We start from the raw sequence: 24,491 nt of genomic DNA on the forward strand, positions 1-24,491 counted from the left end.
CATGGTGAGCTCACCACACTCGGCATCAAGGTCGCGCCGTCCACGGTGTGGGAGATCCTCAAGCAGGAAGGTCTTGATCCGGCGCCTGATCGGGCATCCATCACATGGGCCGACTGCCTGCGCTCGCAAGCCGACGCCCTGCTGGCCGCCGATTTCTTCGAGACCATCACTTTGAACGGGCAGCGCCAGTACATCTTGGCCGTCATTGAGCATGCCACCAGGCGTGTCCGTGTGCTGGGCACCACCGCTCATCCGAGCGGGAGCTGGGTCATCCAAGCGATCAGGAATCTGGTGATGGATCTGGACGATGCGGGCTGTCGGGCGCGCCTTCTGCTCCGCGATCGGGATGGAAAGTTCCCGGCGCTCATGGACGAGATTCTCGCTGAGGTCGACATCAAGACGGTGCTCACCGGTATCCGGATCCCGCGCATGAACTCGATCATGGAGCGTTGGGTGCAGTCGTGTTATCAAGCACAAGCCGTCGAAGGAACACGTCCACGAACTAACTAACGATCAACAACCATAAGGGCCACGGTCTAGTCGACGACGTCGTCGGAACGTCCCACACCGTCCTGGAGCAGGCCGGCGCGGGCGACCGCCACGCCCGCCTGAAAACGACTTCGGACATTGAGTGCCTGCATGATGCGAGACACGTGCCGCTGCACCGTCCGCAGCCCGAGGTTGAGACGGCTGGCGATGTGGGTGTCGCTGGAACCCCTCGCCAGCATTTGGACAATGGTGTTCTGCACCTGCGTCAAGTTCACCGGTGTGTTGTCCGGTGGTTCGTCGACCTCCGATGGCGGTGACGGATCTCGGGCTTTGTGGTGCAGGTTGTTCGTGCCGCCAAGCATCCGGGTTACCGCCATCGCCCAATGGAGGTCTCCGGTTGTTCGGCAACGCTCGGGAGAGCTGCACAGATGGACTGGTGGCGGGGCCGATCTGAATTGGTGGAGCAGCACGTTCGAGACTCGCACGGAAACGTTGGGCGATGGCCGGTCGAGCGAGCGAGCGAGAAGAATTGTTCCGAGGTTGCCTTCGGGTCGTGTACCCAGCATGCGCCGACTGTGACATCTCTCGGTCCACTTCAGTCCTTCCATGGACAGCTGTGTGCAGAGTAGCGGCACAAGGGGTTGCGGTGACAGAGCGTTGCAATTCTCTTGAGATTGTGAGCAGCGTGGCGTTGCTGTGATGCCGCGATGTTTGCGATTAATATTTTACTGTGGGCTTTGGGATGCTGCAAGGTTCAACGTTAATCGCCGTGTTAATCAGATCGTCCGGATGGGAGGCTTCCCGGTTTACTGTCGGTATATCGGACTCGCCTCGAGAGTACACCGATCAGCAATACGGCAATGACGATGGACGCCAGGGCGAAGCGGAGTCCGATGAGGCCGCTCAAGGTGCCGATCAACGCCGGTGCAACGATTGCCGCACCGGGCATCTGCCCAATCTCGACCATCGAGACGCCTTCGCTGGGCGAGAGTCCCTGCTGATTGCCCGCGACGGTGTAGACACTGGGATTCACGCAGGCCATTCCGATCGCGAGTAGGACGAAGCCGACAATCGCCGCCACTGGGCTGCTGATCAAGAGACACACGCCGAAGGCCATCGCCGCGAACAGCGTGGACAATCGCACAGTGCGGAGCAGGCCGATTCGCGCCGTGGCCCGGTCCACGGCCAGCAATGTCACTGTCCCGGCAGTGGCGGCGATGGTGTAGGAAAACCCCCCGGCGACGGATCCCGCACCCATGGTGTCGGAGACGTAGATGGCGTTCCAGAGGATCGTCGACTCGCTCACATAACCCGATAGAAAGGCCATGGCGGTGATCGGCCACATACGCCTGGTGAACCTTCTCCGCAACGACATCCGCAACGATCCGCTCCTCCGGTCGCCGTCTTTGGGCAGCCAACTGGCCGTCGCCGCCATACAGAGCCCCAGCAGCCCGCTCATTACGGCGAACTGCACCCACACCCGTACACCCAGGGCGGCGGCGAGCGTACCGGTAGCGCCGCCGATCAGCGTCCCAGCCCCGAAACAGGCATCAAAACTGCCCATGACCGGCCGGCCGTACCGGCGTTGCACTTCCAGCGCCAGCGCACCCATGGGGATGTCCATGATGTGCGCGACCAGGGCCCACGTGGTAAGCCCCAGCACGACCGCCGCGAAGCTGGTCGACAGCGACATCAAGGACACGGTCAGCAGGACGAGCAAGGAGCCGATGACGGCGAGCAGCCTATTACTGACCCGCCCCGCCAGCAGGACGATCGTGCCGAGCCCGATGATGTTGCCGATGCTAGGCACCGTGTTTGCCAGCCCCCACAGGGCATCGTCCGCGCCCACCTGCAGGCGCACCTCGGGAACCCGGGCGGCCCAGCCCCCGATGGGCATGCTCATAATCACGAATAGCAGTGCGACAGCCAGGCGTGCTCGTCGATTTCCCCGCTGCTCATCCGTCCGTCGTGGACTTCCGACATCGGCATAGTTTGCCGCATCAGTATCCTGCGGGCCTGTTTCGGGCATGCCTGAGACTCCTCCGTGGTCGTCACGTCACGTGGAGAACGCGTTCCCTTACATTGGGCGGCACTGCCGTGGGAAACGCTACGAACGGACCTCCGGTCCCGTCAAGAATTCATCGACTGAACTGACCACGTAATCAGGCGTGCCAGTGATGACCTCGCACGACGGCCGACATGGCGGACAAATGGATCCGGCGTGTCGATACGGTCTTTACCAGTCGGCAGGCTCGTTATCTTCCGGGGCGGTCGAGTGACCACCGAGGTAGTAACGCAGCGTCGCCCGTCCGGTGGCTTGCACCCTAACTCCCGCCGCGATGAGGTTGTCGTTGAAGAAGTCGTCCTCGGCCAGGACGTCCCTTCTGCTCGGTGCGGTACGCATGTCGCTGAAGCGGATACGTCGAACCAGTTGCGTCTCCAGCAGCCAGGCGCCCATGTCGACGGACGCCCGCGCAGACGTGAACTGCCCTCGACCAGAGACATACCACGTTAGCGTCGAAATCCGCCGCCTGGAGTGGTACGAGAGAACAACGGTCGCCAGGAACAGCGTCAAGATCAACAAGCGTCAAGGCTTCGCCTCGATCTCCACAACCGAGCCCTGCTCCGATGTCGACCCCAGCAAGACGTACATCGCGGCGGCGTGGATCCACGATCCAATCACCGGAATTCCCGTCGAGGTCAAGAGCGCAGGTACACCCGAAGCGACAGGGCACTGTTAAAGAACCGGTCGGCAGTATCATGACCAGCGCAGTTTCGGCATCAATCCCGTAAGACCTGCGGGCAGCTAATTATGTCGGCGTGGATTAGGGTGCCCTTTCTGAGCGCCGATAAAGGGGCGCTCTGCGCCGGCTCTTCAGGGCGATCTATATAGTGGATCATCAATGTGGCGATCCGGCCGGCTGGGGATGATCGATGACGAATGAGAGAAACGGCGTCCGTTTTGCCGGCCTCACGATTAGGCCGCCCTCGAGAAGGCTGCACTGTAGCTGCCCGCCGTGGACCCCGTTCGCGCCATCTCCTCCGCCCCGAAGTCACGCGGAGGAGACGCGCGTCGCGGGTGAAGGTCAGCGGTGCAGCGTGAGCGGCAGGCTGCTCCACCCGTGGGCGATGAACGACGGCACGTGTCCCACCTCACCCGCGTCCACGGCCAGCTGAAGGTCAGGGAACCGGGCGAACAGGGCGGGCAGGGCGGCCAGCGCCTCCTGGCGGGCGAGCGGAGCCCCGATGCAGCGGTGCACGCCGATGCCGAAGGCCAGGTGCTCGGCGCTCTGCCTGGTCGGGTCGAACCGGTCGGCGTCCTCACCGTGCTGGTCGGGGTCGTGCCCGGCCGCCAGGTAGCTGGTGATGATCGCGTCGCCCGCCTCGATCCGGACGCCGCCGATCTCGATCGGCTCGATGGCGAAGCGCAGCGGCAGGTTGGCGATCGACGGCGCCCAGCGCAGCGTCTCCTCGATCACCGCGTCCCAGGAGATCTCCCCGGCCAGCACCCGGCGGAGGTGGTCCGGATGGGTGAGCAGGGCGTGCACGGCATTGCCGATCAGGTTGACCGTGGTCTCGTGCCCGGCCGCGATCAGCAGCAGCAGGGTGTCGCACAGCTCGGTCTCGCTGAGCGAGTCACCGCTGTCACGGACGTTGATCAGCTCGGTGGTCAGGTCGTCACCCTGGTGCTCGCGCTTGTAGGCGACCAGGGCGGGCAGCACCGTGGCGATCTTGGCGGCCGTGGCCGCCGCCTGCTCCGGGGTGGCGGTGGTGTCCATGATGGCCTCCATGACCTGGGCCATCTCCTCCCGCATGTGCACGGGAACGCCGAACAGCTCGCAGATCACCCGCATCGGCAGCGGGTGGGCGTAGGTGGCGCGCAGGTCGACGGGCTGACCGGGCGGCTGCGCGGCCATCGCGTCCAGCAGCTCCGCGACGATCTGCTCGACGATCGGCTGCATGGCCTTGCTGCGGCGCGCGGTGAAGCTGGGGGCGATCAGCTTGCGCAGCCGGCGGTGTTCGTCGCCGTACGCGCTCAGCATGTTGGACACGCCGATCCAGGTGATGATCCAGGACCAGCCCGGCGTGGCGAACGCCCGCTCCAGCTGCCCCCAGTGCCGCTTGTCCTTGCTCACCCGTGGATCGAGGATGAGCTGCTTGAGCAGGTCGTGCCGGGTGACCGCCCAGGCCGGGATGCCTCCGGCGAGCTCTACGAGGACCAGGGGGCCGAGGTCACGTAGTCGCCGGACCTCCCCTGGGAGGTCGGTGCCGAAGGGGTCGAGGACGACGGGGGCTGAACTGCCCAAGGGGATTCTCCTGGCTGATCAGGTCGAATGGGAGTGAAACGCACCGGCAGATGTGCCAGCGCGCGGTGGAACGGGCCCGGCCGCCACGAAAGCTCCTCGCGCGGCACGGTCAGTTCCAGGTCACACAGGTGAGAGGTCAGGCGCTCGATCGCGGTCATCGCGATGATCATGGCCGGGTCGCTGGCCGGGCAGCGGTGCGACCCGGCGCCGAAGCCCAGGTACGCGCCGCCGTCGGAACGCAGCTCCTCGGGCACGTTGGTGGGCTCGGTGTTGGCCGCGGCGTAGGAGACGAGGACCAGTTCGGCCGGCTGGATCCAGGTGCCGTGGAAGTGCACGGGCTGACGGACGAAATAGGGCCCGTAGTTCGACATGGCGGGCTCGGCGCGCAGGGCTTCCATCAGGGCGTCGTACGTGCCGAGCGCGCCGTTGGTCAGCGAGCTGTAGTAGCGGTCGTCGCTGACCATCCGGGAGATCGTGTTGGAGATCAGGTTGGCCGTGGGCTCGTACGCGGCGGCCATCACGAGCACGAGGGTCTCGGCCAGCTCGTTGGGCTGGAGCGCGGCCGGATGGTCGATGAACCAGGACGTCAGGTCGTCGCCCCGCTGGGCGTGCTTGGACTGGACCAGCTCGCCGATGTAGCGGCTGAACGCGTCGCTGCCCTGCTTGCCCCTCTCGCCGTCGGCCTCCATCAGGTCCGCCATGGCCTTGATCAGGCCGGCGCTGTCGGAGTCGGGCCGGCCGAAGAGCGAGTTGAAGATGCGGGCCGGGATGGGCTGGGCGAACTCGGAGACCAGGTCCGCCTCGCCCTTCGCGGCGAACTGGCTGATCAACGAGTCCGACGCCTCGATCACCATCTGGCGCAGCTTGTGCGGCTGGACCAGGTCGAAGCAGTCGGAGATCACCTTACGGAACCGGGCGTGCTCGGCCCCGTCCGACATCAGCGCGTTCGGCCGGTAGCCGAGCATGGCGAGGGGTCCCGCGGCCTCGGGGGTGTCGGGGACCCGCGCCTGCCAGGCACTGCCGTTCTTGATCCAGACGCCGCCGACGTTGGTGAGCACGTCGAGCGCGGCCTGGTAGCCGATCACCAGGTGGGCCTCGATGCCGGGGGCGATCTCCACGGGCGCGACCGCGCCGTGCCGCCGGCGCAGCTCCGCGTAGACGGCCTGCGGGTCCCTGGCGTACTCCGGCCCGTAGAGGCGGCCCGCGTCGGGCATGTAGCGCAGAGTCATGACAGCACCAGCTCTCTGATGTGCTCCACCAGCGCGATCAGCGAGGCACGGGCGGAGACGGGGTCACGTGCGTCGCACACCACCAGCGGCGTGCTCGGCTGGAGGTCCAGCGCCTGGCGCAGGGCGTCCGGCGGGTAGTCCGGCGAGTCGGGGAAGTGGTTGACGGCCACCGCGTAACGCAGGCCGGCACTCTCCACCAGGTCGAGGACGGCGAAGCTGTCGTCGATCCTGCGGGTGTCGGCCAGCACCAGGACCCCCAGCGCGCCACGGACCAGCTCGTTCCACAAGACCTGGAACCGGGTCTGCCCCGGCGCGCCGAACAGGTACAGCACCACCCCGGGCATGGTGAGGCGGCCGAAGTCGATCGCGGTGGTCGTGGTCGTCTTCTCGTTCACCCCGGTGAGGTCGTCCACCAGCGTGCCCGCCTGGGTGAGCACCTCCTCGGTGTTGAGGGGCTTGATCTCCGAGAGAGCATCCACCAGGGTCGTCTTGCCCACGCCGAACGGCCCGGCGATGACCAGCTTGACCGGTATGTGTTCGGTACTGATACGGCTTTCAGAGAGCGCGGAGGCCACTGAGCACCAACTCCAAGATCTCAATGTCGGGCAGGTCGGTGGCTGGCGGATCGCGGGTCAGCAGCGTTCCGCTTCCGACCAGCCCGGCGACCAGCAACCGCACCACGCAGTACGGCAGGCCCAGGTGCGCGGCGCACTCGTACACCGACAGCGGCCCGTCCCGCAGCAGAGTCAGCAGATGAGACCCCGGGGGGTCGAGCCCGTGGGTGGCGGCGTCGGGCGCGATGTAGACCAGGGTCGTGCGCTCGACGTGGATGTGCTCGGGTACGGTCAGTCGCGCGGCGGCCATGTAGTCAGGGACGACCCGCCGCCGTTGTCGTCCGGAGGTCATGCCCGGACGCCTGGCGCCCTGGCCGCGCTGGCCTCGTCGAGAGCCTTGATCAGTTTCTGCACCTGGAGCTGCACCTCGTAGGCCAGCGTGCCGATGTTGACGCCGCCGGTGGCGGCGACCACGATGGCGGCGCGGTCGCCGGCCGGGGCGACGTAGTAGTAGCCGTTGCCGGCGGAGATGACGATGTCCACCACCTCGTCGTCGGCGCCGTTGCTGAGGCCCGCGGACAGGGCTCGCGCGGCCCCGAGCACGGAGCTGGTCATGGCGGCGGCCCGCTCGCCGCTCTCGGTGGTCACGTTGGCCGAGCCGCCGAGGATCAGCCCGTCACGGCTCAGCACCACGCCGCTGGCGACACCGGGCAGCGCGAGCAGGGGTGAAAGGACCCAGGACACGTCGAGGGGCAACGGGCGACCCTTGGCCTGGACCCGGCCGGAAGCGCTGTGAGCGTCCATGGAACGGTCATTTCCCTTCGGTTGCGTCGTGCTGCTCGGTGGGGAGCGCTTCGCGGCGGCCCGCTTCGGCTCCGACCTGGAAGTCGCCCCATCGTTTCTGGGCCTCTTCCGGGGTGGTGAGCAACCTGCCGCCCGTACCGCCGGAACCGCTGCCCGTGGAGGCCGGCGGAGGGCTGGTGTCACGCGGCTGCTGGCGGCGGCGCTGTGGCAGCGGCGCCAGTTCCTCCGCCGGCCGCTGCAGGGGCGCCGTGACGGGCTGAGGCCGTGCCGAAGAGGTGGCCGGCTCGGGCCGTGCGGCTGAGCCGACCGGCTCGGGCCGGGGGGCAGGGGCGACCGGCTCGGGCCGGGGGGCCGCCGTCGGCTCCCGACGGGCGGTGGGAACGGACACGGGCTCCGGCCGGGCGGCCATGGCGGCGGGAATGGGATCCCGGCGGATGGCCGTGGCGGCGGTCGGGGCGGCCGCGCGCACCGGCTCGGGCGCGAGCACCGACGGCCGGCTGTCCTCCGGCATCTCCACCAGCAGCGCGGTGGGAATGTTCAGCACGGCCTGCACCCCGCCGAAGGCGCTCTTCTTGACCGTGACCTGCATGCCGTAGTGCGCGACCTGGCGGCCGATCGCCGCCCAGCCGGTGCGGGGCGGGTTGCCCAGGTCGACCAGGCGGACCGGATGGTTGCCGCTGAGCAGGCGGCTCGCGCGGGCGTACTGGTCCTCGTTGAGGCCGACGCCGGCGTCGTCGATGACGATGGCGGCGCCGTTGTTGGTCTCGTGCACGGCGATGGTCACCTTGAGCGTGCCGTGGGAGTGGTGCACCGCGTTGGCCAGCAGCTCGGCGGTGATGAACAGGATCGACTCCGCGGCGCGGGCGGCGACCCCGATCCGGCGGCGCAGGTGGTTGGCCGGGCCCTCGATGCGCAGCTCGAAGTTCTCCACCCGCGAGACGGCGCCCACCACCAGGTCCACCAGGTAGGTGTCGTCACGTGACAGGCCGGGGGTGGCGCCGCAGGCGATGCCGGTGACCTGCATCCGGCGGATGATCAGCTCGTTGAACATGTCGAGTCCCAGCACCTCGCGCAGCAGCGCCGTGTGCTCGTCGCCGCTGTAACGCTGCTGCACGCCGGCGAGCAGGTCCTGGGCGCGCAGGGCCTGGCTCTGCACGCGGGACACGGCGCCTCTGATGACGGCCTGGGCGCTCTCGTCGATGCGTTCGGCCTCCTCGCGGATGCCGCGGGTGAGGGCGTCGAGGACGGCGCGGTGCTGCCGGTCGATGTCCGTGCCGGCGAGCGCCTGGTTCTGCATGCCGGGCACGATCACGTGCGGGGCGCGCAGGTGGGACAGCAGAGCGGGGATCCGCTTGTTGATCAGATGGTCGGTCTCGGCGCGTACGAGGTCGTGCTGGGCGCGGGCGTCGCGCACCTGGTCCGCGTTCTCCTGGACCTTGCGCTCCGCCTGAAGCAGGCGCTGGCTCCAGGCACTGGACTCTCGGGTCAGGTGGTCCTGTACCTGACGGTTCTGCGCGAGTTGCCCGCGGGCCTGGGCGAGCTGGCCGCGTACGCGCAGGTAGAGGATCAGGACGCCCGCGAGGGCGAGCACGAGGACGGCGATGCCGATCACCGTCGGGACGCTGAAGGAGTCAGGCGGCATGAAAGTCCTGGGGTCGGGGGGAGTCGTCGGGATCTGTCGACCGCCGCGAAAGGCGCGCGCTAGCGGTGAGTGCCGGTCCCGTTCGGTGGCCGGTCGGGGCCGCGCCGATCTGGCGCGTGCCTTTCCGCGTCGTCGGCGTCGCCGGAAGCCTGGTGCGGCTCTGCCCGGTGCGGCTTCGCCTGGTACGGCTCCGCCTGGCGTGGCTCTGCCTGATACGGCTGTGCCTGATACGGCTCTGCCTGAGGCATCGCGAGGCCGAACGACGACATGGGAATCCTCGTCTCACTAGAACGACGGCCCAATCGGGTGACCAGTATTCCGCTTAAGTCGCGTTAGTCAACTGTGTGTAGTTCCGTCACTCCGCTCACAGCACCTCAGCGGACGGGTGCGGCGCTCCGCCCCGCATGCGCCGCCCGCTCACGACCTGCGCCTCCTCGCCAGGCGGGCACGACCGGACGTCAACTGCCAACCTGACCGGATGTTGTGGCACCAGTTCGCGAAACCCCGCCGCGGAAGACGCCCTCGGGGCTGTGCGCCGCCAGCGCCGCCGCGATCGCGCCGTGCAGAGTGGCGTCGTCGGGCAGCCGGAGGTGACGCTCGTCCGGCTCGTCGTAGAAGGACAGATCGAGCCGGGCCGACCGGTGCCGGCGGACCCCGTTCACGACCGCAGCTTCACCCTTCTACGACAGCGCGACCGAACGGACCCTGGACCACGGATGCTCGTTGAGGTGCCGACCGGTGACGGTCAGCACGCCCATGGCCCCGGCCCGGACGTCGATCCAGACGTATCCGGCGACGCCGGCGAGCACGATCAGCACCACGCCCACCATGAAGGCTATATAGTTCGGGGAGTCCGTCCCCCGGTCCGCCGGCAGCGTCGCGCCGATGGCGCCGACCACGAGCAGCATGAGCGCGTGATCGCGCCATCGTCTACCTGCTGTTCGGCACCGGGCTGCGCCGCGCGGAGGTGGTCGGCCTGGATCTGGGCCAGCTGGAGGCGGCCGACCCGGCCGCGATGCGCGCGGCCAAGGCCGTACGGTTGCGCGAGGTGCGCGGCAAGGGCCGTACCGTCTTTCTCGGCCGTGATGTCCGCCAGGCGCTGGCCGACTATCTGGAACTCGAACGTCCCGGCGACGCCGCCGCCAGCACTGAGCCGGCCGCGCTGTTCCTGTTGGCCGCCTCCATCGCCGCCCGCCGCCCCGACGGCCGCCTGTCCGCCCGCTCGATCAACACGATCGTCGGCGAGGTCGGCCGGCTGCACGACGCCCAGACTCCCGAGGCCGCCCGCAAGCTCGGCGTGCTGCGCCCGCACGACGCCCGCCATACTTTCGCTTTCGAGCTGTCGCAGCGCTCCGGCCACAACCGCGCCGAGCTCGAGCGCCGCCTGGGCCACGCCAACGACCGCTACCTGCGCCTGTACACCAACCCGCCCGACGACATCGCCGCCGGCTACATCGAGGACCTGTAGAGCCATGACCGACGACCTGCGCGAGGAACGGGATTCGTTAACGCTGCACTGCCCCATCACCGCAGACCTGGCCCTGCTGCGCGCCCGGCTGCGCGACTTCGCCACCATCGCCGGGCTGTCCGGCCCCCGGCTGGACGACCTGATCATCGCCGTCAACGAGGCCACCGGCAACGTCCTGGTCCACGGCGGCGCCGGCACGCTCACCGCCCGCGCCGACGCGGTCGGCGTACAGGTCGACGTCATCGACGACGCCGGCACCCTGACCGCCGGACACCTCGACCGCATGCCCGACCCCGCCACCCACCACGGGTTCGGCCTGTATGTGATCCGCAAGCTGTGCGACGAGGTCCAGCTCGACCACCCCGCCGGCCGCTCCCGGCTGCGCCTGTCCATGCGTTACGCCCCCGCCACATCCCCGGAAGAGTCCGGCCCCCGCTCCGCGCCCGCCGGACCGAAGGCCCTGCGCCAGGCCGCACTCGCGTCCCCGCGCCCGGATGCCGCCGCGCGAAAGGACGACGAACGCATGCCCCCCTTGACGCTCGGCCACCGCCACCTGCCCGGCATCACCATCATCACCCTGACCGGAGAACTCGACGCCACCAACGCCGAACAACTGCAGACGTTCATCCGGCAGTGCCGGCAAACCCCCGCCGACGAGCTCATCTTCGACCTGGCCGGACTGCATTTCATCGACAGCACCGGGCTGCGCGTCCTGCTCGACGCCTCCACCGAGGCGCTCGGCCACGGCGGGCAGGTGCACCTGGCCGCCCCGCACGACATGCCCGCCCGGCTCCTCGACGTCACCGGCGTCAGCCTCGGCCTGCCCATCCACGACAGCCTCACCGACGCCCTCGACGCCGCCACACCACCCCCCTCCGGCACCACCACCTCAACGCCGTAACCCGTTCCGACCCCGCACGGGCGACGACAACTCACGACAACTGGTGATCAGCGACAAAGGCATGCAACGGTGTAGCTCACGCCGCTGGGCCGGGCCCTCCCCTGGCCCAGCGGCCCGCCGACAGCCGATGCCCCCCTCGCCAGACATTGCTCCTCGGATATCGCTCACCGGGTATTGCTCGCTACCCGGGTGGCGCAGCGGGCCGTCGCCTCCGTGACCACTGGCGCGATCCACCCGGAGCGGCGGGTCAGGCGGCGCCATCAAAGGGGAAAGACCGGTTTCCTGTTCCCGTCGCGCCGGCAAGGCCACGGTCGTCGCGCCGCCCCCGGTACTGCATGCGCAGGTGCAACCGGGTCGTGCCGTCACCGTCGTCGAGACTGACCTGGTCGCACAGCCGGCGCATCAGCCAGAGCCCGACACCGCACCAGGTGATCGGGTCCGGCGCCGCGTTGAGGTGAAGCATGGTCAACACGCCGGCGGCATCCACCACCTCCAGGCTCACCCCTCGGCGTCGCACCACGCGATCAGCGTGCTGCCACCGCCTGCGCCGTGCGCGCCGCCGTGCTGCAGCACATGGGTGGCGGCCTCGCTGGCGGCGACCACCAGATCGGCCGGCCGCTCGTCGGTCAGGCCCGTAGCCGTGCCGAAGGCTCGCACGCGGTCGTGATTCTTGGATCGGTATTTGTCAGCGGACTTCGCGCAGGAACCGCTCGGTCACGTGCCGGGTGATCTGGCTGCCGAAGCCGCCCCAGCTCAGGTCGAACTGGTGATCGGCGTACGGGATCTCCACCAACCTGTGCTCGACCCCGGCGGCGGCCAGGCGGCCGGCGAAGGCGCGGGTGTCGGCGGCGGGCTGCAGGAAGTCGCGCCCGCCCTGGACGAGCAGGGTCGGCGGCAGCCCCCGGCGGAGGTGGGTGAGCGGGGAGACGCGCTCGGCCTCCTCTGGCGACGGCAGCGGGCCCTCCTCGGTGAGCTGCCGCCGCAACGGTTCGGCCAGCCGGAACGAGGGCGTGATGGGCTTGGTCATGTCAGCCGGGGGGTACCAGGCGACGACGGCGGCGATGTCCGGCTCCGGGGCGGGGCAGGAGGGGGGCAGTTCGGCGGCGGTGGTGTAGGCGGCCAGCAGAGCCAGGTAACCGCCCGCCGACTGGCCCATCATGACGATCCGGTCCGGGTCGGCGCCGTAGCGTCCGGCGTTGCGGGCGACCCAGCCCAGCGCGCACTTCACGTCCCCCGGCGTCGTGCGCCAGTCGTGGGAGCGGAAGAAGCGGTAGGAGATGTCGAACACGACGTAGCCGGAGTCGGCCAGCCAGGCGTCCCAGCGCGGGAAGAGGCTCTGCCCGGCCTGCTGCGTGCCGCCGTGGATGTTGATCACCGCGGGTGCGGGAGCGCCGGCCGGTCGCGGGGGCCGCCAGACGTCGAGCATGAGGTCAGTGCCGCCGATCCGGGCGTACCGGACGGTGGCGTCGGGTCCGCGTGCGGCGGTGCTGGACAGCCCGTCGAAGTACGGCGACAGGCTCAGCGGGACGTCCAGTTCTCGCGCGGTCGCCCAGGCTGACACCGGCGGCAGCAGGCCCGCGACGAGCAGCACCGCGTTGACGAGCGCCACCACCCCCGCGCTCCACGCCGCGCCCCACTTCCTCGCCAGGACGGCCGCCCCCGCTCCCAGCACCGCGAGGGCCGCCAGGACCAGGCTGAACTCCGTGACCAGCAGGCCGAGCGCCCACAGCTCCAGGTTCGGCATCGGCAGCAGCGCGGGCGCCGCGAGGACGAGTGCGATCACGGCGAAGAGCCAGGCCCCGGTCAGCGCGATCCTGCGGCGTCCTGTGTGCCGGTGCGCTGCCATGACCCTCCCTTTCCGAATACGGTCGTATTTAATACGACTGTACCTGCATACCTCCGTATGCGGGAGACTGGAGGAATGCCGAAGTTGGTCGATCACCAGGCACGGCGCTGCCACATCGCTGCCGCGCTGCTGCGCGTCACCGAGCGGGAGGGGATGGAGGCGGTGAGCGTCCGTACGGTCGCGGCCGAGGCGGGCTGTTCGGTGGGCGCGGTGCAGCGTTACTTCCGCTCCAAGGACGAGATGCTGCACTTCGCCCTGCGCAGCGTCGTCGAGTCGGCCAGGCGGCGCATGGACGGGATCCGACTGGGCGGCCCGGACGGGATGACGTTCGCCGGCGCGCTGCGCGCCGCGATCCTGCAGTCGCTGCCCCTGGACACGACCAGGCTGGGTGAGGCCCGCGTCTGGGCCGCCTTCTACGCCAAGGCCGCCGTGCAGCCGGACTTCGCCGAGGTGATCGCGGAACTGCACCGGGAGGCGCTCGGCAACCTGGGCCGCGCCCTGCGGTACGCGCGTTCCACCGGCGAGCTCGGCCCGGGCCAGGATCCGCAAGCGCTCGCCCGCCTCATCCTGGTGATCATCGACGGCCTGATGTGGGCCATCCTGATGGATCCCGGGCTGGATGTCGCAGCCGCCGCCTCGGACGCGGATGCCGTACCGCAGCTCGCCGCGCTGGACGCGGCGCTCGGCCTGATCGCGCCCTGATCAGCTGCTACGAAGTAGTGATCGATCATGCTGACATCCGTGTCGCTCAACAGTCGTCGACGACAATCTCGCCGCACAATTCGTCCCCGCATAGCACCCGCCACGTCTCCTTGTCCCAAAGGTCCATCCCAGCAAGATCCGCCAGTTCACATCGCCAACCGTCACCCCTAAAGATCGCCACCCACACTGACCGCCGCAGCCAAGCCGACCACGACAAATACCGATCCAAGAAGCACGACCTCAAGTGATCCAAGTCACACGTCAGGGATCAGTCATTCGAGCCGGAAACCCGAGCCCACGCCGATCGCCACCTTCCGGCAAAAGCCAGGCAGCCCATCAGGGAACAAGCCCGGCCCCCGGTACTGCCCGGCCGGCCCTTCGACACACCTATCGGGCCAGTGACATGCGGCAAGCCGCCGACAACGGCGTGCCCAGCATCAGAGCCGGCGGCACCAGGATCTCCATGCCGGCCGCTCTCAGGCACCCCGAAACCCTCCCGCGCACCGCACCCGCATCCTGATCACTTGCGCCCTTTCCCGCCGCCCTTGCCGGGCGAGCGAAGCTTGTGCCCGTCTTTGGCCTTGCCCTTCTTGCTGGTGATCTTCTTGGCCTGGCCCGGCGGCACAGATTCCGCCGCGGCGGTGCGGGCGGGTGGTCCGGCCCGGTGCCGGCTGGCCGACGTGCCGCGGCTGATGCCCGGCGTGCCACGGCTGATCGCCGCGAGCCGGGCCTGCAGGAGTCCGCTCGATGGCGGCGGGGCCGTGGTGGCGGTGGGCGTGGTCGTGGGGATGGCGGCGGGTACCCGCCGCTCCGCTTCGGGCGCGCCGGTCGGCTGGCCGGGCCAGGAGGTGGTCACCAGCACGGCGGCGACCAAGACGGTCACCGCCGCCGCCGGCCGCAGGCGCGTGGGCCACCGCCGGCGCCCGGCCGGACCAGCGGCCGGATCAGCGGCCGGCCGCCTCTGGGAGGGCACCTTGCGGGCGGCAGCCGACGTGAGGTTCCCCGCGGGATCCGAGCCGGCGGGGTGGCACGGCGACGGTGACCGGGCGGGCACGGCCGCATCCGCCGCTGTCACTGCCCCGTTCACCGGCGCTGTCACCGGAGCCATGGCGCCGGTGACCGGCATTCGATCGCGGGAACGGGCGCTGATGCGGTGCAGCTGCCGGCGGGCGTGGTCGATGCCGGTGCGGTGGGCCGGGTCCTTGTCCAGCAGGCCGGTGATGAGGGGCGCCAGCGGGCCGGCGAGGGTGAACGGGGCCGGCTCGGCGGTGAGGACGGCACTGAGGGTGGCCAGGGGACTGCCCTGCTCGAACGGGCAATGGCCCTCGACCGCGGTGTACAGCGTGACGCCCAGCGACCACAGGTCACCGGGCGGGGCCGGCGCCGCGCCGCGGGCGCGTTCGGGGGGAATGTAGGCGGGGGTGCCGACCACGATACCCGTCTGGGTGAGGCCTGCCTGGGCGAGGCCCGGCGACTGCTGCACGCTGGTGGCCAGGCCGAAATCGGTCAGCACCGCATGGTCGCCGTCCAGCAGGATGTTGGCGGGCTTGACGTCGCGGTGCACGATGCCGGCCGCGTGCGCCTCCTGCAATGCCTCCAGCACCTGCAGGCCGATCCTGGCCACCGCGGCGGGCGGCAGCGGTCCCCGCTCGGCCAGCACGTCGGACAAGGTGGGGGCACGCACCAACTGCAGCACGATCCACGGCCGTTCGTCGGCCACCACCACGTCGTAGACGGTGGCGATGTGCGGATGGGACAGCCGGGCGGCCAGGCGGGCCTCGCTCATCGTGCGGCGCAGCAGCGCCTCGCGTTCGGGCTGCGGCCGCTGGTCCAAGGTGACCTCCTTGACCGCAACCGGCCGATCCAGCAGCTCATCGTGGCCACGCCACACCCGGCCCATGCCACCCCGCCCGAGCTCGGCCTGCAGCCGATAGCGGCCGGCCAGCAACCAACCCCGATATCCCTCCGCATCGGACATAGCGCGCGCCCTACCCGATCAACGCCCGCCCATGCGCCCCCGCGCGGGGCCAACCGGCCGCCGCGGCCGCCGCGACCGAGGATAAGCGCGCGGCCGAGGATAAGCGCGCGGCCGAGGATAAGCGCGCGGCCGCGGCACTCGGCGCTGCTCTGCAGAGGGTGGCCGACCCTGTCGCGGTGAGGGTCGACCGGTCTGTCGCGGATGGCCTGCCGGCCGAAGCACGAGCCCCTGCCGTCGAAGCAAGCGCTCCCTGCCGTTCAGCGGTGCGCGCGTCCGTGGGCCTTGCCCCGCGGAACCGGCCCAGAGCCGACGCCTCTGCTCCGGCCTGGCTTGGCGGTGGTCCTCCCGGTCTGCTTGCCCGGTTGATCTGCCTGCTCGGGTCCGGAAGCGGGCGACAGAGCTGGGCTGCTGGCCGGGGAGGGGCGGCCGCCGGAGGCACGCTCGTGCGTGACCGGATAGGTGTGCATCAGTGCGGTAGAGCCGGGCGTCGGCAGGATGGGGGTGGGATCGGTCCGAGGACGATGCGCCCGGGGACCGGCGAGGTCGCCACCACCGTCGGGCCAGGAAGTCGTGGCCAGCACACTGACGATCAACGCCGCCAGGGCGGCCGCCTGCCGCCAGCGCGGAATCATGAGCGGCCCCCGATTCGACCCGGCACCTGGTGCCGGCCGGCGGCCGGGCGGGCGCAGCGCACCGGTGGTGCCGGAGGCGGCGGGCAGGCGATCATCGGTGCGGGCCAGGCCGGCGAGCGCGATGGCGGCCTGTCGCGGCCGCCGCTCGTGCAACGCGAGGACGCGCGCCAGCTGCCGGCGGGCGGTCTTGGCGCCGGTACGACGTGCCGGGTCCTTCTGCAGCAGTCCGGTGAGGACCGCAGCCAGCGGCCCGGCCCGCCGGTAGGGGGCCGGGTCGGCGGTGAGAACCGCGGCCAGGGCGGCCAGCGCGCTGCTGTGCGGGAAGGGGTCACGGCCCTCGACCGCCGTGTACAAGGTGGCGCCCAGCGACCACAGATCCGCCCGCGCGGTGGCCGGGTCACCGCGCAGGCGCTCGGGGGCGATGTAGGCGGGCGTGCCGACCACCATGCCGCTCTGGGTCAGGTGTGCCTGCTCATCCAAGGTGGTGGCCAGCCCGAAGTCGGTCAGCAGGGCGTGTGGGCGGCCGGGGTGTGGCTCCTGGCCGGTGCGCAGGATCAGGATGTTGGCGGGCTTGACGTCTCGGTGCACGATGCCGTCGGCGTGCGCGGCGCACAACGCCTCCAGCACCTGCAGCCCGATGCGGGCGGCCTCGGGTGCGGGCAGCGGCCCCTGCTCGGCGATCACCTCGGCCAGGCTGCGAGCGGGCACCAGCTGCAGCACGATCCACGGCCGCTCGTCGGCCACCACCACGTCATGGACGGCGGCGATGTGCGGGTGACTCAGCCGGGCGGCCAGCCGCGCCTCGCGCATCGTGCGCCTGAGCAGGTCCTCGCGCTCGCGCCCCAGCCCCGCAGGCAGGGCGATCTCCTTGACCGCGACCTGACGGTCCAGCAGCTCATCGTGCGCCCGCCAGACCCGTCCCGTGCCGCCCCGGCCGAGCTCGGCCAGCAACCGGTAACGTCCGGCCAGTAACCATCCCTCGCAGCGCGCAACCGACATGCCGCCAGGCTTACCCGATCACCTTTCGGGCATGCCACGCCACGACACCGGCTTGGTAACGACGAGCCTCACACGCGTGTCAAACCCTGGAGCAGCAGCGGCGCTTTGACTGGCGGGCCGCGGTCGACCCCGACTTCGCGGCCGTACGCCTGGGCGCCATGTTCCACCTGGCCTTCGACGGCGGCCTGCTGCAACTGCCCGCCCAAGGAGACACTCCCCACTCGGCGAGGTAATGGACATGACCGCGCCGCGCCCGTGGCGGCACCTCGTCACGAGCGCGACGCACCCGGTTCACGCCCCTTGACTGGGGGCCCCGCCAGCGTCGCACTGCTCGACAGCCCGCAACTGGGTGACGTTGCCGGCGGTCCTGGTCATGCAAATCCAGCGCCAGACCATAGGCCCCCAGCCATGTCGTCCAGACCGGGCCCTGAGCGTTTCGCTAGGGTTTGGTACTTCCCGATCATCGGGGCCGGTAAGGACGTCAAGGGTGCAGCAGGGAGTCCCGATCATCATGAGGGGTTCGATAGAGGCCACGTCGTTGTTGGCGGGGCGCTATCGGGTGGATGCGCTGATCGGCAGGGGCGCGGTGGCCGAGGTGTGGAGCGGTCGCGACGTGACGCGTGATTGGCCGGTGGCGGTCAAGCTGTTCGCTCCCCAAATGTCAGACCCGATGATGCGGGCGCGTTTCGTGAGCGAGGCCCGCATCGCGGCCCGGGTGGCGCACCCGAACGTGGTGAGCGTGTTCGACGTGGGCGAGCATGACGGGCGCCCGTTCCTGGTGATGGAGTTGCTGTCCGGGCGCAGCCTGGCCGCCGAGATCGCCGAGCGGGGGCCGTTGCCTCCTGATGAGGTGCGCCATCTGATGGGCCAGGCCGCCGCCGGGCTGGACGCCGCGCACCGGGCCGACGTGGTGCACCGCGACATCAAGCCCGCCAATTTGCACCTGACCGCGGACGGGCTGCTCAAGGTCGTGGACTTCGGCATCGCCCGCCTGGCCGGAGAGGAGATGAGCAGGCTGACCGCGGCCGGCACCGTGGTCGGCACCGCCGCCTATCTGTCGCCTGAGCAGATCCTGGGGCGCGGCGGTGATGCCGGCGCGGACCTGTACGCGCTCGGCTGCGTTTGCTACGAGCTGCTGTGCGGGCGGCCCCCGTTCGTGGGCGTCCCCACCGAACTGATCCACCAGCATCTCAACCAGCCACCGATACCGCCACGCTCGCTACGGCCGGACATTCCCGCCGACCTGGAGACGCTGGTGCTGTCGATGCTGGCCAAGGAGCCCGCCGCCCGCCCCGCGAGCGCGGCACACGTACGGCACGCCCTGCTGTCCATCGGCCCGTGGCGCGCACCAGGCGGCACTGCCCTGCTCGAGGTGCCAGACCCGGACACCTGGTCTGGACAAGACTCGCCCCGCCGGTGGCCCGCTCCACGCCTCTTCCTGGCCTTCGCCGCCGCCTGCGCCGCGCTGGTCGGCGTCCTGGTAATGGCGATGCTGACCGACTCGGCCCGGCAAGGCGCCGCCCCGGCACCCTCCGCCCTCACGACATCCCCGGCCACCGCGCTCTCGCCCGCGCTCGGCATGTCTCCGTCCGCCGCGCCCACCAGCCCGCGGCCGTCGCCTACGGCGCCACCTGCCGCATCAAAGGCGCTGGCCTGGCTCGCGGCCTTGGAACGGGCACTCGCCGCCCACCAGCGGCAGGGCGGCATCGCTCCCGATGCGGCCCGCGAGCTCCGGACCCGCATTGCCGAGGCGCGCGAGAAGCTCAACGAGGGCAAGATCAGCGAGGCACGCAGTCGAGTCATGGATCTCGCGGCGAGGCTCACCGAGGCGCGCAGACAAGGCAGACTCGCCGACGGTCCTCTGATCACGTTCCTGGCCCGCTCCGGCATGCCTCTCCCACCAATCGACGAACAGCCCGATCAACGCCATCCCGGCAAAGGCAAACACAAGGGGCGCAAGTAGCACCCGCGCCTGTGGCCCTCCGCCCGGGCAGCTGCACCCTGTGCATCAGAACCCAGTGGGCAATGCGATCTCATCCAACCGCCACTCCTCTACAACCCCGTCCGGGCCAGGCGCAGGAGGTTGTCACTTCAGGTGTGTAAAGATCGTTCCTGATGGCTTGAGAGCGGTCTTTACTTGATGCGTCCTGGATAGGCGATGTCGAGTTCGATGAGTGCCTCGCGCCAGCCGATGGTGCGCTGTCCCTCGATGTGGCGGGCGGTGCTGGGCGAGTTCTTGATCTTGCCGGTTTTCTCCTTGGCCGTGGCGCGTTCGCGGGCGCGTTTGTCCTCGATGTTGATGATGGGCCCTCCGTCACCGGGACAGCGCCCGGAACACCACTGAAGGTGGCTGTGAGCTAGATCACGGTTGAGGTTGACCTGAGGTCAGGGTGCAAGCTCGGCGCAGCGGCACGACGCCGACTGGAGATAACAGATTCCAAGGAGCGCTCCACCATGTCCATCACCCTTTCCGACCAGGACAAGAGCACCCTGCGCACCGCCGCGTACGGCGCTGTGTCGCTGATGGCCGCCGCCGGGGCGGCCGGCAACCCCCAAAAGATCGCCGCCAACGCCGGCATCGCGCTGGGTTCGGCCACCGGGCTGGTCGGACACGTGCTCGCCGACTACCCCAAGAAAAGGGACCTGTCCGCCAAGTCCGTGGCCGAGATCGCCGACCGCGCGCTGCCGGCCCTGAGCGCGGCTATGAACCTGCTGAACGAGCAGGATCCGGCCGAGGCCGCCAACTTCCGCGACACCGTCCTGCTCGCTGTCGAAGCCGCCCAGAGCCATCAGGGCCAGCCGAGCCCCACCATGGCCAGGATGGCCCGCAGGATCACCGAAGCCCTCGACGCCGCCACGGGGGCCGCTACGGACAACGGGGCTGCGCCGGCGGCTGCTGCCGGGCAGGACTGCCCGGAGCTGCGGAAGGCGATCGAGGAGATCGTCGATTCCGGTTTCCTCGGGGTGTCGCTGCGCGTGCACGATGAGCGGGGCGCGTGGGCCGGCAGCGCCGGGGTGGCCGAGCTGGGCGGGACCGCGAAGCCGCCGGTCAACGGGCACGTGCGGATCGGCAGCAACACCAAGACCTTCACCGCGACCCTGGTGCTGCAGCTGGTGGCCGAGGGCAAGATCGGGCTGGACATCCCGGCGGCGGACTACCTGCCCGAGTTCGGGCTGGACCGGCGGATCACGGTGCGGATGCTGCTGCAGCACACCAGCGGGCTGTTCGACTTCCTCGGCGAGGTCTACGACGACGGGACGTTCGCGCCGGGGATCACCATCCCTTACGGCCCCGCGGGCAAGGAGTGGGTGGACAACCGGTTCAAGACCTACCGGCCGCAGGAGCTGGTGGAGCTGGCGCTGTCCAAGCCGGCCCGGTTCGAGCCGGGGACCGGCTGGAGCTACTCCAACACCAACTACGTGCTGGCCAGGTTGCTGATCGAGAAGGTCACCGGCCGCTCGCTGGCCGAGGAGATGCAGCGGCGGATCCTGGGGCCGCTCGGGCTGTCGGGCACGGTGGTGCCGGACGCCTCGCCGGAGATCCCCGAGCCGCACGCCCACGCCTACTACCGCTACGAGGACGCCGGCGAGCAGAAGACGATCGACGTCACCCGCCAGAACATCTCCTGGAGCTCCACCGGCGGCGACATGATCTCGACCACCCAGGACCTGCACACCTTCATCTCCGCGCTGCTGGGCGGCAAGCTCCTGCCGGCCGAGTTGCTGGCCGAGATGTGCAGCCCGCACCCGACGGGCATCCCGAACATGGACTACGGCCTGGGCGTGTTCGTGGTGACCACGGACGGCGGCGGCACCGTCATCTCGCACAACGGCGGCACCGTGGGCCACGCGGCGCTGATGTACGGCACACCCGACGGCAGCAGGACCCTGACCGCCGCGCTGAACAGCGTGGACGACGCCGACCTGTCCATCGGAACAGCATTCCAGAACGCCCAGCGAAGGCTCCTCAACGAGGTGTTCGGCGGTGGGCAGGCCGATCCGGCTCAGCCGGCGAACTGAGCACCTGTGACCCGAACGCCTCGAGGGGTGGCCCCTTCCGGTCGTGCATCACGGAGAACGCGAACCGGGGCCACGCCGAGCTGGGCGAGCTCGGTGTGGCCCGTCCATGCGCTCGGTTGTGGTGTGCGTCGTCGCCGAGCTCGAGCACAAGGCAGGATTTGCAGATGAACGGGGTCACGATCGGGCAGGCGGCGGCGTTCGTCGGCGTCACAGTGAAGACGGTGCGGCACTACCACAAGCTCGGCCTGGTGAAGGAGCCGGAACGCGACAGCTCCGGCTACCGGCGCTACGGCTCGGCCGAGCTGTTGCGGCTGGTGCAGGTCCGGACGCTGGCCGCCGCCGGGGTGCCGCTGGCCGACATCGGGCCCCTGCTGGACGCCGGCGCCGCGCTGTTCGCCGCCGCGCTCGCCGACGTCGAACGGCAGCTCACCGAGCGGATCGAGGAGCTGATCGCGCGCCGTGACACGCTGCACCGACTCGCCGACGGCGACCGGGCCCTGCTGGGCGACCGCGCCGTGGCGCTGCTGGCGCGGCTGTCCGGCCTCGGCCACCCCGCGGAGGAGGTGGCAGCCACCAGGGAGGGCTGGGTGCTGGCCAGGGCCCTGGTCCCCGAGGGCTTCGACGACTTCCTCACCCATGTCGAGCACGCCCTCGACGACCCCCGCTTCGTCGCGTTGATCAAACGCGCCACCGAAGCCACGGCATGGGAGCCGGACGACCCGCGCCTGGCCGATCTCGCCACTGCCATGGCCGACCACTTCCTCGCCAACCCCGCACACCTGAAGATCGTGACCGGCCTGCAAGCCCGCACCGACGCCGCGGCCCGGTACCACCTGATCGCCCACCACGGCGAAGAGAAGGGATCGGCCACGGCCCGGGGGGTCGCGCTCGTCGAGGCCAAGCTCCGCGCCGCAGGCGTCCATATCCCCAGACCAGACACCCACTGACCGCGCAGTGCCCCGGTCCATCGGCCCGGCGACCGGCCGGGGCCTGCCCACACTGCGCCTGCCGAAAATTGCATCCGCCCGGGTCATGCCCCTGCTTGAGCTTCGCGTGGCATGCACGAGTTTCGGCCTCAAAAGAGGGAGGGAGGTGCGGAATGATGATCGGCTGTGCTTTTTCGCCTGGCCTACCTGACCGTTACGAACGCTTTCGCCGCGCAGCGATTGCTCCCGATGAGCGATCGGGACAAGGACGTCGAGATACTGGCCCTGCGCCATCAGATCACGGTTCTGGAACGGCGACTCGGTGCCGACGCCAGGGTGAGATTCACCCTGGAGGACAGGGCCTTCCTCAGCGCCCTCCACACATCGTTGCCACGCGAGGTTCTGCGTCGGCTGCGGCTGCTCGTCCAGCCAGACACTGTCCTGCGCTGGCATCGCGATCTGATGAGACAGCGTCATGCCCGTGCCTGCCGGCCGAAGCGACATGGGCACCTACCCACGGTCCGCTCCATCCGCGGTCTCATCCTGCGCCTGGTTCGAGAGAACCCCAGCTGGGGCTATCGGCGGGTCCACGGAGAACTCACCACACTCGGCATCGAGATCGCACCGTCCACGGTCTGGGAACTCCTCAAACAGGAAGGCCCTCGATCCAGCACCCGAACGGGCATCCACCACGTGGGCCGACTTCCTGCGCTCGCAGGCCGACGCCCTACTGGCCTGCGACTTCGTGGAGTCCATCGCCTTGAAACAGGCAACGCCAGTACATCCTGGCGGTCATCGAGCACGCGACCAGGCGCATCCGCGTGCTCGGCACCACCGCACACCCAAGCGCGAACTGGATCACCCAAGCGATAAAGAACTTGGTGATGGACCTTTGACGATGCGGGCTGCCGGGCGCGGCCGCTCCGCGCGCGGTCCCTCGTTCTGGTTGGCCGAGCCCACTGTTCCATCATGGACGATCTGCCGCAGTGTGCGGTCGGCCAGTGTCGTGCTCACAGTTCGTTGAGATCCTTACCACCCTCATCACTCAGATGAACTCTAGTCGCATCCGTCTCAACAAACCTTGGCGGAGAGGGAACTGCGGCATCTGGGCCACCGAGTCAGCAGTGCGACGATCCGCCGATTCCTGAAACGAGCGCGGCTCGTTCCGGCGCCGCGACGTGCTGATGACCGTGGCGTGACTTCCTGCGCGCCCATGCCGCGAGCACGCTGGCTTGTGATTTCTTCACGGTGGACACCGTCACGCTGCGCCGGTTGTACGTCTTCTTCGTGGTGGAGGTCGGCACCCGGTTCGTGCACGTGCTCGGCTCGACCGCCCACCCTGAGGGTGCATGGGTTGCCCAGCAAGCCCGTAATCTTCTCGCCGATCTGACGGACCGTGCCGGCGCGTCCCGGTTCCTGATCCAGGATCGGGACACGAAGTTCACCAGCAGCTTCGATGAGGTCTTCGCCGGCGACGACATTGACGTGCTGAAGATCCCAGCGCGGTCGCCTCGCGCGAATGCATTTTGCCGAGCGATGGGTACGGACCGCACGCACGGAATGCACCGACCGACTGCTGATCTTCGGCGAGCGGCATCTTCGCACCATGCTGGACGAATACGCCCAACATTACAATCGTCACCGGCAACACCGCTCTCTCGGCCTCCGAGCGCCCACCGATCACGACTCCAACGTAATCCCGCTGCCGACGGGTCGGATCGAGCGTCGCGTAGTTCTCGGCGGGCTGATCAACGGGGCGCCGTCACGAATAAGCAGGTCAGCGCCATAGGCCTGGTTTTGACATCCTTCAGGGTCCGGATGGTGGGAGCAACGCACAGCTCCTTCGTCATCGGGCTGAGTGGGAAAGGCCTTGCCGTGCCGGCGATGGGTTGGGGGGGGGGCCCCACAAAAACGCGCCCCCCCCCCCCCAACACAATTCGGGAATGGGGCCAGTAAGGGGTGTGTGTTGAGGGGGGGGGGGGGGCCCGGGGGAC

25 protein-coding genes and 1 pseudogene are annotated in these 24,491 nt (G+C 69.4%); 8 read left to right on the forward strand and 18 right to left on the reverse strand.

From position 1 onward, the window contains the following. The coding region (locus AB0J69_RS57205) for a hypothetical protein (RefSeq protein ID WP_364136890.1) at positions 1 to 510 on the forward strand (510 nt) is incomplete at its 5' end. A gap of 26 nt (positions 511 to 536) precedes the next feature. Here the strand turns inward: AB0J69_RS57205 and AB0J69_RS57210 are convergent. The 11 genes from AB0J69_RS57210 to AB0J69_RS57260 form a co-directional block, all read right to left on the reverse strand. After that, complete coding sequence (locus AB0J69_RS57210) at positions 537 to 866, reverse strand: LuxR C-terminal-related transcriptional regulator (protein WP_364136892.1); 330 nt, start codon at positions 864 to 866, stop codon at positions 537 to 539. 395 nt (positions 867 to 1,261) lie between these two features. Next, on the reverse strand, positions 1,262 to 2,518 hold the full coding sequence (locus AB0J69_RS57215) for an MFS transporter (RefSeq protein WP_364136894.1): 1,257 nt from the start codon (positions 2,516 to 2,518) through the stop codon (positions 1,262 to 1,264). A gap of 207 nt (positions 2,519 to 2,725) precedes the next feature. Further along, positions 2,726 to 3,064 (reverse strand): hypothetical protein, encoded by a 339-nt coding sequence (locus tag AB0J69_RS57220; RefSeq protein WP_364136896.1) that lies wholly within the window; start codon positions 3,062 to 3,064, stop codon positions 2,726 to 2,728. Positions 3,065 to 3,575: 511 nt separating this feature from the next. Next, the gene (locus AB0J69_RS57225; protein ID WP_364136898.1) at positions 3,576 to 4,796 is read right to left on the reverse strand and encodes a cytochrome P450; all 1,221 of its coding nucleotides are present in this window, start codon (positions 4,794 to 4,796) and stop codon (positions 3,576 to 3,578) included. After that, positions 4,700 to 6,025, reverse strand: coding sequence for a cytochrome P450 (locus AB0J69_RS57230; RefSeq protein WP_364136900.1), 1,326 nt, complete (start codon positions 6,023 to 6,025; stop codon positions 4,700 to 4,702). The genes AB0J69_RS57225 and AB0J69_RS57230 overlap by 97 nt, the downstream gene beginning before the upstream one ends. Continuing rightward, entirely contained in the window at positions 6,022 to 6,600 is a 579-nt protein-coding gene (locus AB0J69_RS57235) for an ATP/GTP-binding protein (RefSeq protein WP_345575686.1), read from the reverse strand. Before AB0J69_RS57235 ends, AB0J69_RS57230 begins: the two co-directional genes overlap by 4 nt. Beyond that, on the reverse strand, positions 6,581 to 6,931 hold the full coding sequence (locus tag AB0J69_RS57240; RefSeq protein WP_357892710.1) for a DUF742 domain-containing protein: 351 nt from the start codon (positions 6,929 to 6,931) through the stop codon (positions 6,581 to 6,583). The genes AB0J69_RS57235 and AB0J69_RS57240 overlap by 20 nt, the downstream gene beginning before the upstream one ends. Further along, positions 6,928 to 7,383: a roadblock/LC7 domain-containing protein gene (locus tag AB0J69_RS57245; RefSeq protein WP_364136902.1), complete on the reverse strand. Its 456-nt coding sequence runs from the start codon at positions 7,381 to 7,383 to the stop codon at positions 6,928 to 6,930. The genes AB0J69_RS57240 and AB0J69_RS57245 overlap by 4 nt, the downstream gene beginning before the upstream one ends. 7 nt (positions 7,384 to 7,390) lie before the next feature. Next, complete coding sequence (locus AB0J69_RS57250; RefSeq protein WP_364136904.1) at positions 7,391 to 9,025, reverse strand: hypothetical protein; 1,635 nt, start codon at positions 9,023 to 9,025, stop codon at positions 7,391 to 7,393. Between the two features lie 458 nt (positions 9,026 to 9,483). Continuing rightward, positions 9,484 to 9,687 carry a hypothetical protein gene (locus tag AB0J69_RS57255; protein WP_364136906.1) on the reverse strand — a complete coding sequence of 68 codons (204 nt, stop codon included), beginning with the start codon at positions 9,685 to 9,687 and terminating at the stop codon, positions 9,484 to 9,486. An 18-nt stretch (positions 9,688 to 9,705) separates the two neighbouring features. Further along, positions 9,706 to 9,933, reverse strand: coding sequence for a hypothetical protein (locus AB0J69_RS57260; protein WP_364136908.1), 228 nt, complete (start codon positions 9,931 to 9,933; stop codon positions 9,706 to 9,708). A gap of 14 nt (positions 9,934 to 9,947) precedes the next feature. Between AB0J69_RS57260 and AB0J69_RS57265 the strand changes: the two are divergent. Together AB0J69_RS57265 and AB0J69_RS57270 are read left to right on the forward strand one after the other, a co-directional pair. Further along, a pseudogene (locus tag AB0J69_RS57265) lies at positions 9,948 to 10,493 on the forward strand (tyrosine-type recombinase/integrase); the annotation flags it as partial. A 4-nt stretch (positions 10,494 to 10,497) separates the two neighbouring features. Further along, positions 10,498 to 11,394 carry an anti-sigma factor antagonist gene (locus AB0J69_RS57270; protein ID WP_364136910.1) on the forward strand — a complete coding sequence of 299 codons (897 nt, stop codon included), beginning with the start codon at positions 10,498 to 10,500 and terminating at the stop codon, positions 11,392 to 11,394. 247 nt (positions 11,395 to 11,641) lie between these two features. On the opposite strand, the gene AB0J69_RS57275 is transcribed toward AB0J69_RS57270, so the two are convergent. Genes AB0J69_RS57275 through AB0J69_RS57285 form a run of 3 tightly spaced genes read right to left on the reverse strand, consistent with a single transcriptional unit; the run spans position 11,642 to position 13,240 of the window. After that, positions 11,642 to 11,896, reverse strand: a complete 255-nt coding sequence (locus AB0J69_RS57275) for a hypothetical protein (RefSeq protein WP_364136912.1) — start codon at positions 11,894 to 11,896, stop codon at positions 11,642 to 11,644. Beyond that, positions 11,893 to 12,051 (reverse strand): hypothetical protein, encoded by a 159-nt coding sequence (locus tag AB0J69_RS57280; RefSeq protein WP_364136914.1) that lies wholly within the window; start codon positions 12,049 to 12,051, stop codon positions 11,893 to 11,895. Before AB0J69_RS57280 ends, AB0J69_RS57275 begins: the two co-directional genes overlap by 4 nt. A gap of 28 nt (positions 12,052 to 12,079) precedes the next feature. Continuing rightward, a complete protein-coding gene (locus AB0J69_RS57285; RefSeq protein WP_364136916.1) occupies positions 12,080 to 13,240 on the reverse strand; it encodes an alpha/beta hydrolase in 1,161 nt (386 codons plus the stop codon). Positions 13,241 to 13,315: 75 nt separating this feature from the next. Here AB0J69_RS57285 and AB0J69_RS57290 point away from each other — a divergent pair, with 75 nt between their 5' ends. Next, positions 13,316 to 13,942 carry a TetR/AcrR family transcriptional regulator gene (locus AB0J69_RS57290; protein ID WP_364136918.1) on the forward strand — a complete coding sequence of 209 codons (627 nt, stop codon included), beginning with the start codon at positions 13,316 to 13,318 and terminating at the stop codon, positions 13,940 to 13,942. A 520-nt stretch (positions 13,943 to 14,462) separates the two neighbouring features. Here the strand turns inward: AB0J69_RS57290 and AB0J69_RS57295 are convergent. The 3 genes from AB0J69_RS57295 to AB0J69_RS57305 all read right to left on the reverse strand — a co-directional run bounded on the left by AB0J69_RS57295 (position 14,463) and on the right by AB0J69_RS57305 (position 17,757). Then, a complete protein-coding gene (locus AB0J69_RS57295; protein WP_364136920.1) occupies positions 14,463 to 15,920 on the reverse strand; it encodes a serine/threonine-protein kinase in 1,458 nt (485 codons plus the stop codon). Positions 15,921 to 16,177: 257 nt separating this feature from the next. Continuing rightward, positions 16,178 to 17,551: a serine/threonine-protein kinase gene (locus AB0J69_RS57300; protein WP_364136922.1), complete on the reverse strand. Its 1,374-nt coding sequence runs from the start codon at positions 17,549 to 17,551 to the stop codon at positions 16,178 to 16,180. 68 nt (positions 17,552 to 17,619) lie between these two features. Continuing rightward, positions 17,620 to 17,757 carry a hypothetical protein gene (locus tag AB0J69_RS57305; RefSeq protein ID WP_364136924.1) on the reverse strand — a complete coding sequence of 46 codons (138 nt, stop codon included), beginning with the start codon at positions 17,755 to 17,757 and terminating at the stop codon, positions 17,620 to 17,622. A gap of 305 nt (positions 17,758 to 18,062) precedes the next feature. Here AB0J69_RS57305 and AB0J69_RS57310 point away from each other — a divergent pair, with 305 nt between their 5' ends. The 3 genes from AB0J69_RS57310 to AB0J69_RS57320 all read left to right on the forward strand — a co-directional run bounded on the left by AB0J69_RS57310 (position 18,063) and on the right by AB0J69_RS57320 (position 22,518). Further along, positions 18,063 to 19,514 (forward strand): protein kinase, encoded by a 1,452-nt coding sequence (locus AB0J69_RS57310; RefSeq protein WP_364136926.1) that lies wholly within the window; start codon positions 18,063 to 18,065, stop codon positions 19,512 to 19,514. A gap of 491 nt (positions 19,515 to 20,005) precedes the next feature. Continuing rightward, entirely contained in the window at positions 20,006 to 21,571 is a 1,566-nt protein-coding gene (locus AB0J69_RS57315; protein WP_364136928.1) for a serine hydrolase domain-containing protein, read from the forward strand. Between the two features lie 164 nt (positions 21,572 to 21,735). Continuing rightward, the gene (locus AB0J69_RS57320) at positions 21,736 to 22,518 is read left to right on the forward strand and encodes a MerR family transcriptional regulator (RefSeq protein WP_364136930.1); all 783 of its coding nucleotides are present in this window, start codon (positions 21,736 to 21,738) and stop codon (positions 22,516 to 22,518) included. A 1,050-nt stretch (positions 22,519 to 23,568) separates the two neighbouring features. Here the strand turns inward: AB0J69_RS57320 and AB0J69_RS57325 are convergent. Beyond that, on the reverse strand, positions 23,569 to 24,105 hold the full coding sequence (locus AB0J69_RS57325; RefSeq protein WP_364136934.1) for a hypothetical protein: 537 nt from the start codon (positions 24,103 to 24,105) through the stop codon (positions 23,569 to 23,571). On the opposite strand from AB0J69_RS57325, the gene AB0J69_RS57330 reads away from it, so the two are divergent. Beyond that, positions 24,017 to 24,286 (forward strand): integrase core domain-containing protein, encoded by a 270-nt coding sequence (locus AB0J69_RS57330; protein ID WP_364136932.1) that lies wholly within the window; start codon positions 24,017 to 24,019, stop codon positions 24,284 to 24,286. The two genes, AB0J69_RS57325 and AB0J69_RS57330, sit on opposite strands and share 89 nt — an antisense overlap. The last annotated feature ends 205 nt before the right edge of the window (positions 24,287 to 24,491 follow it).

The organism is Nonomuraea sp. NPDC049709 (genome assembly GCF_040674815.1).
Lineage (GTDB): Bacteria > Actinomycetota > Actinomycetes > Streptosporangiales > Streptosporangiaceae > Nonomuraea.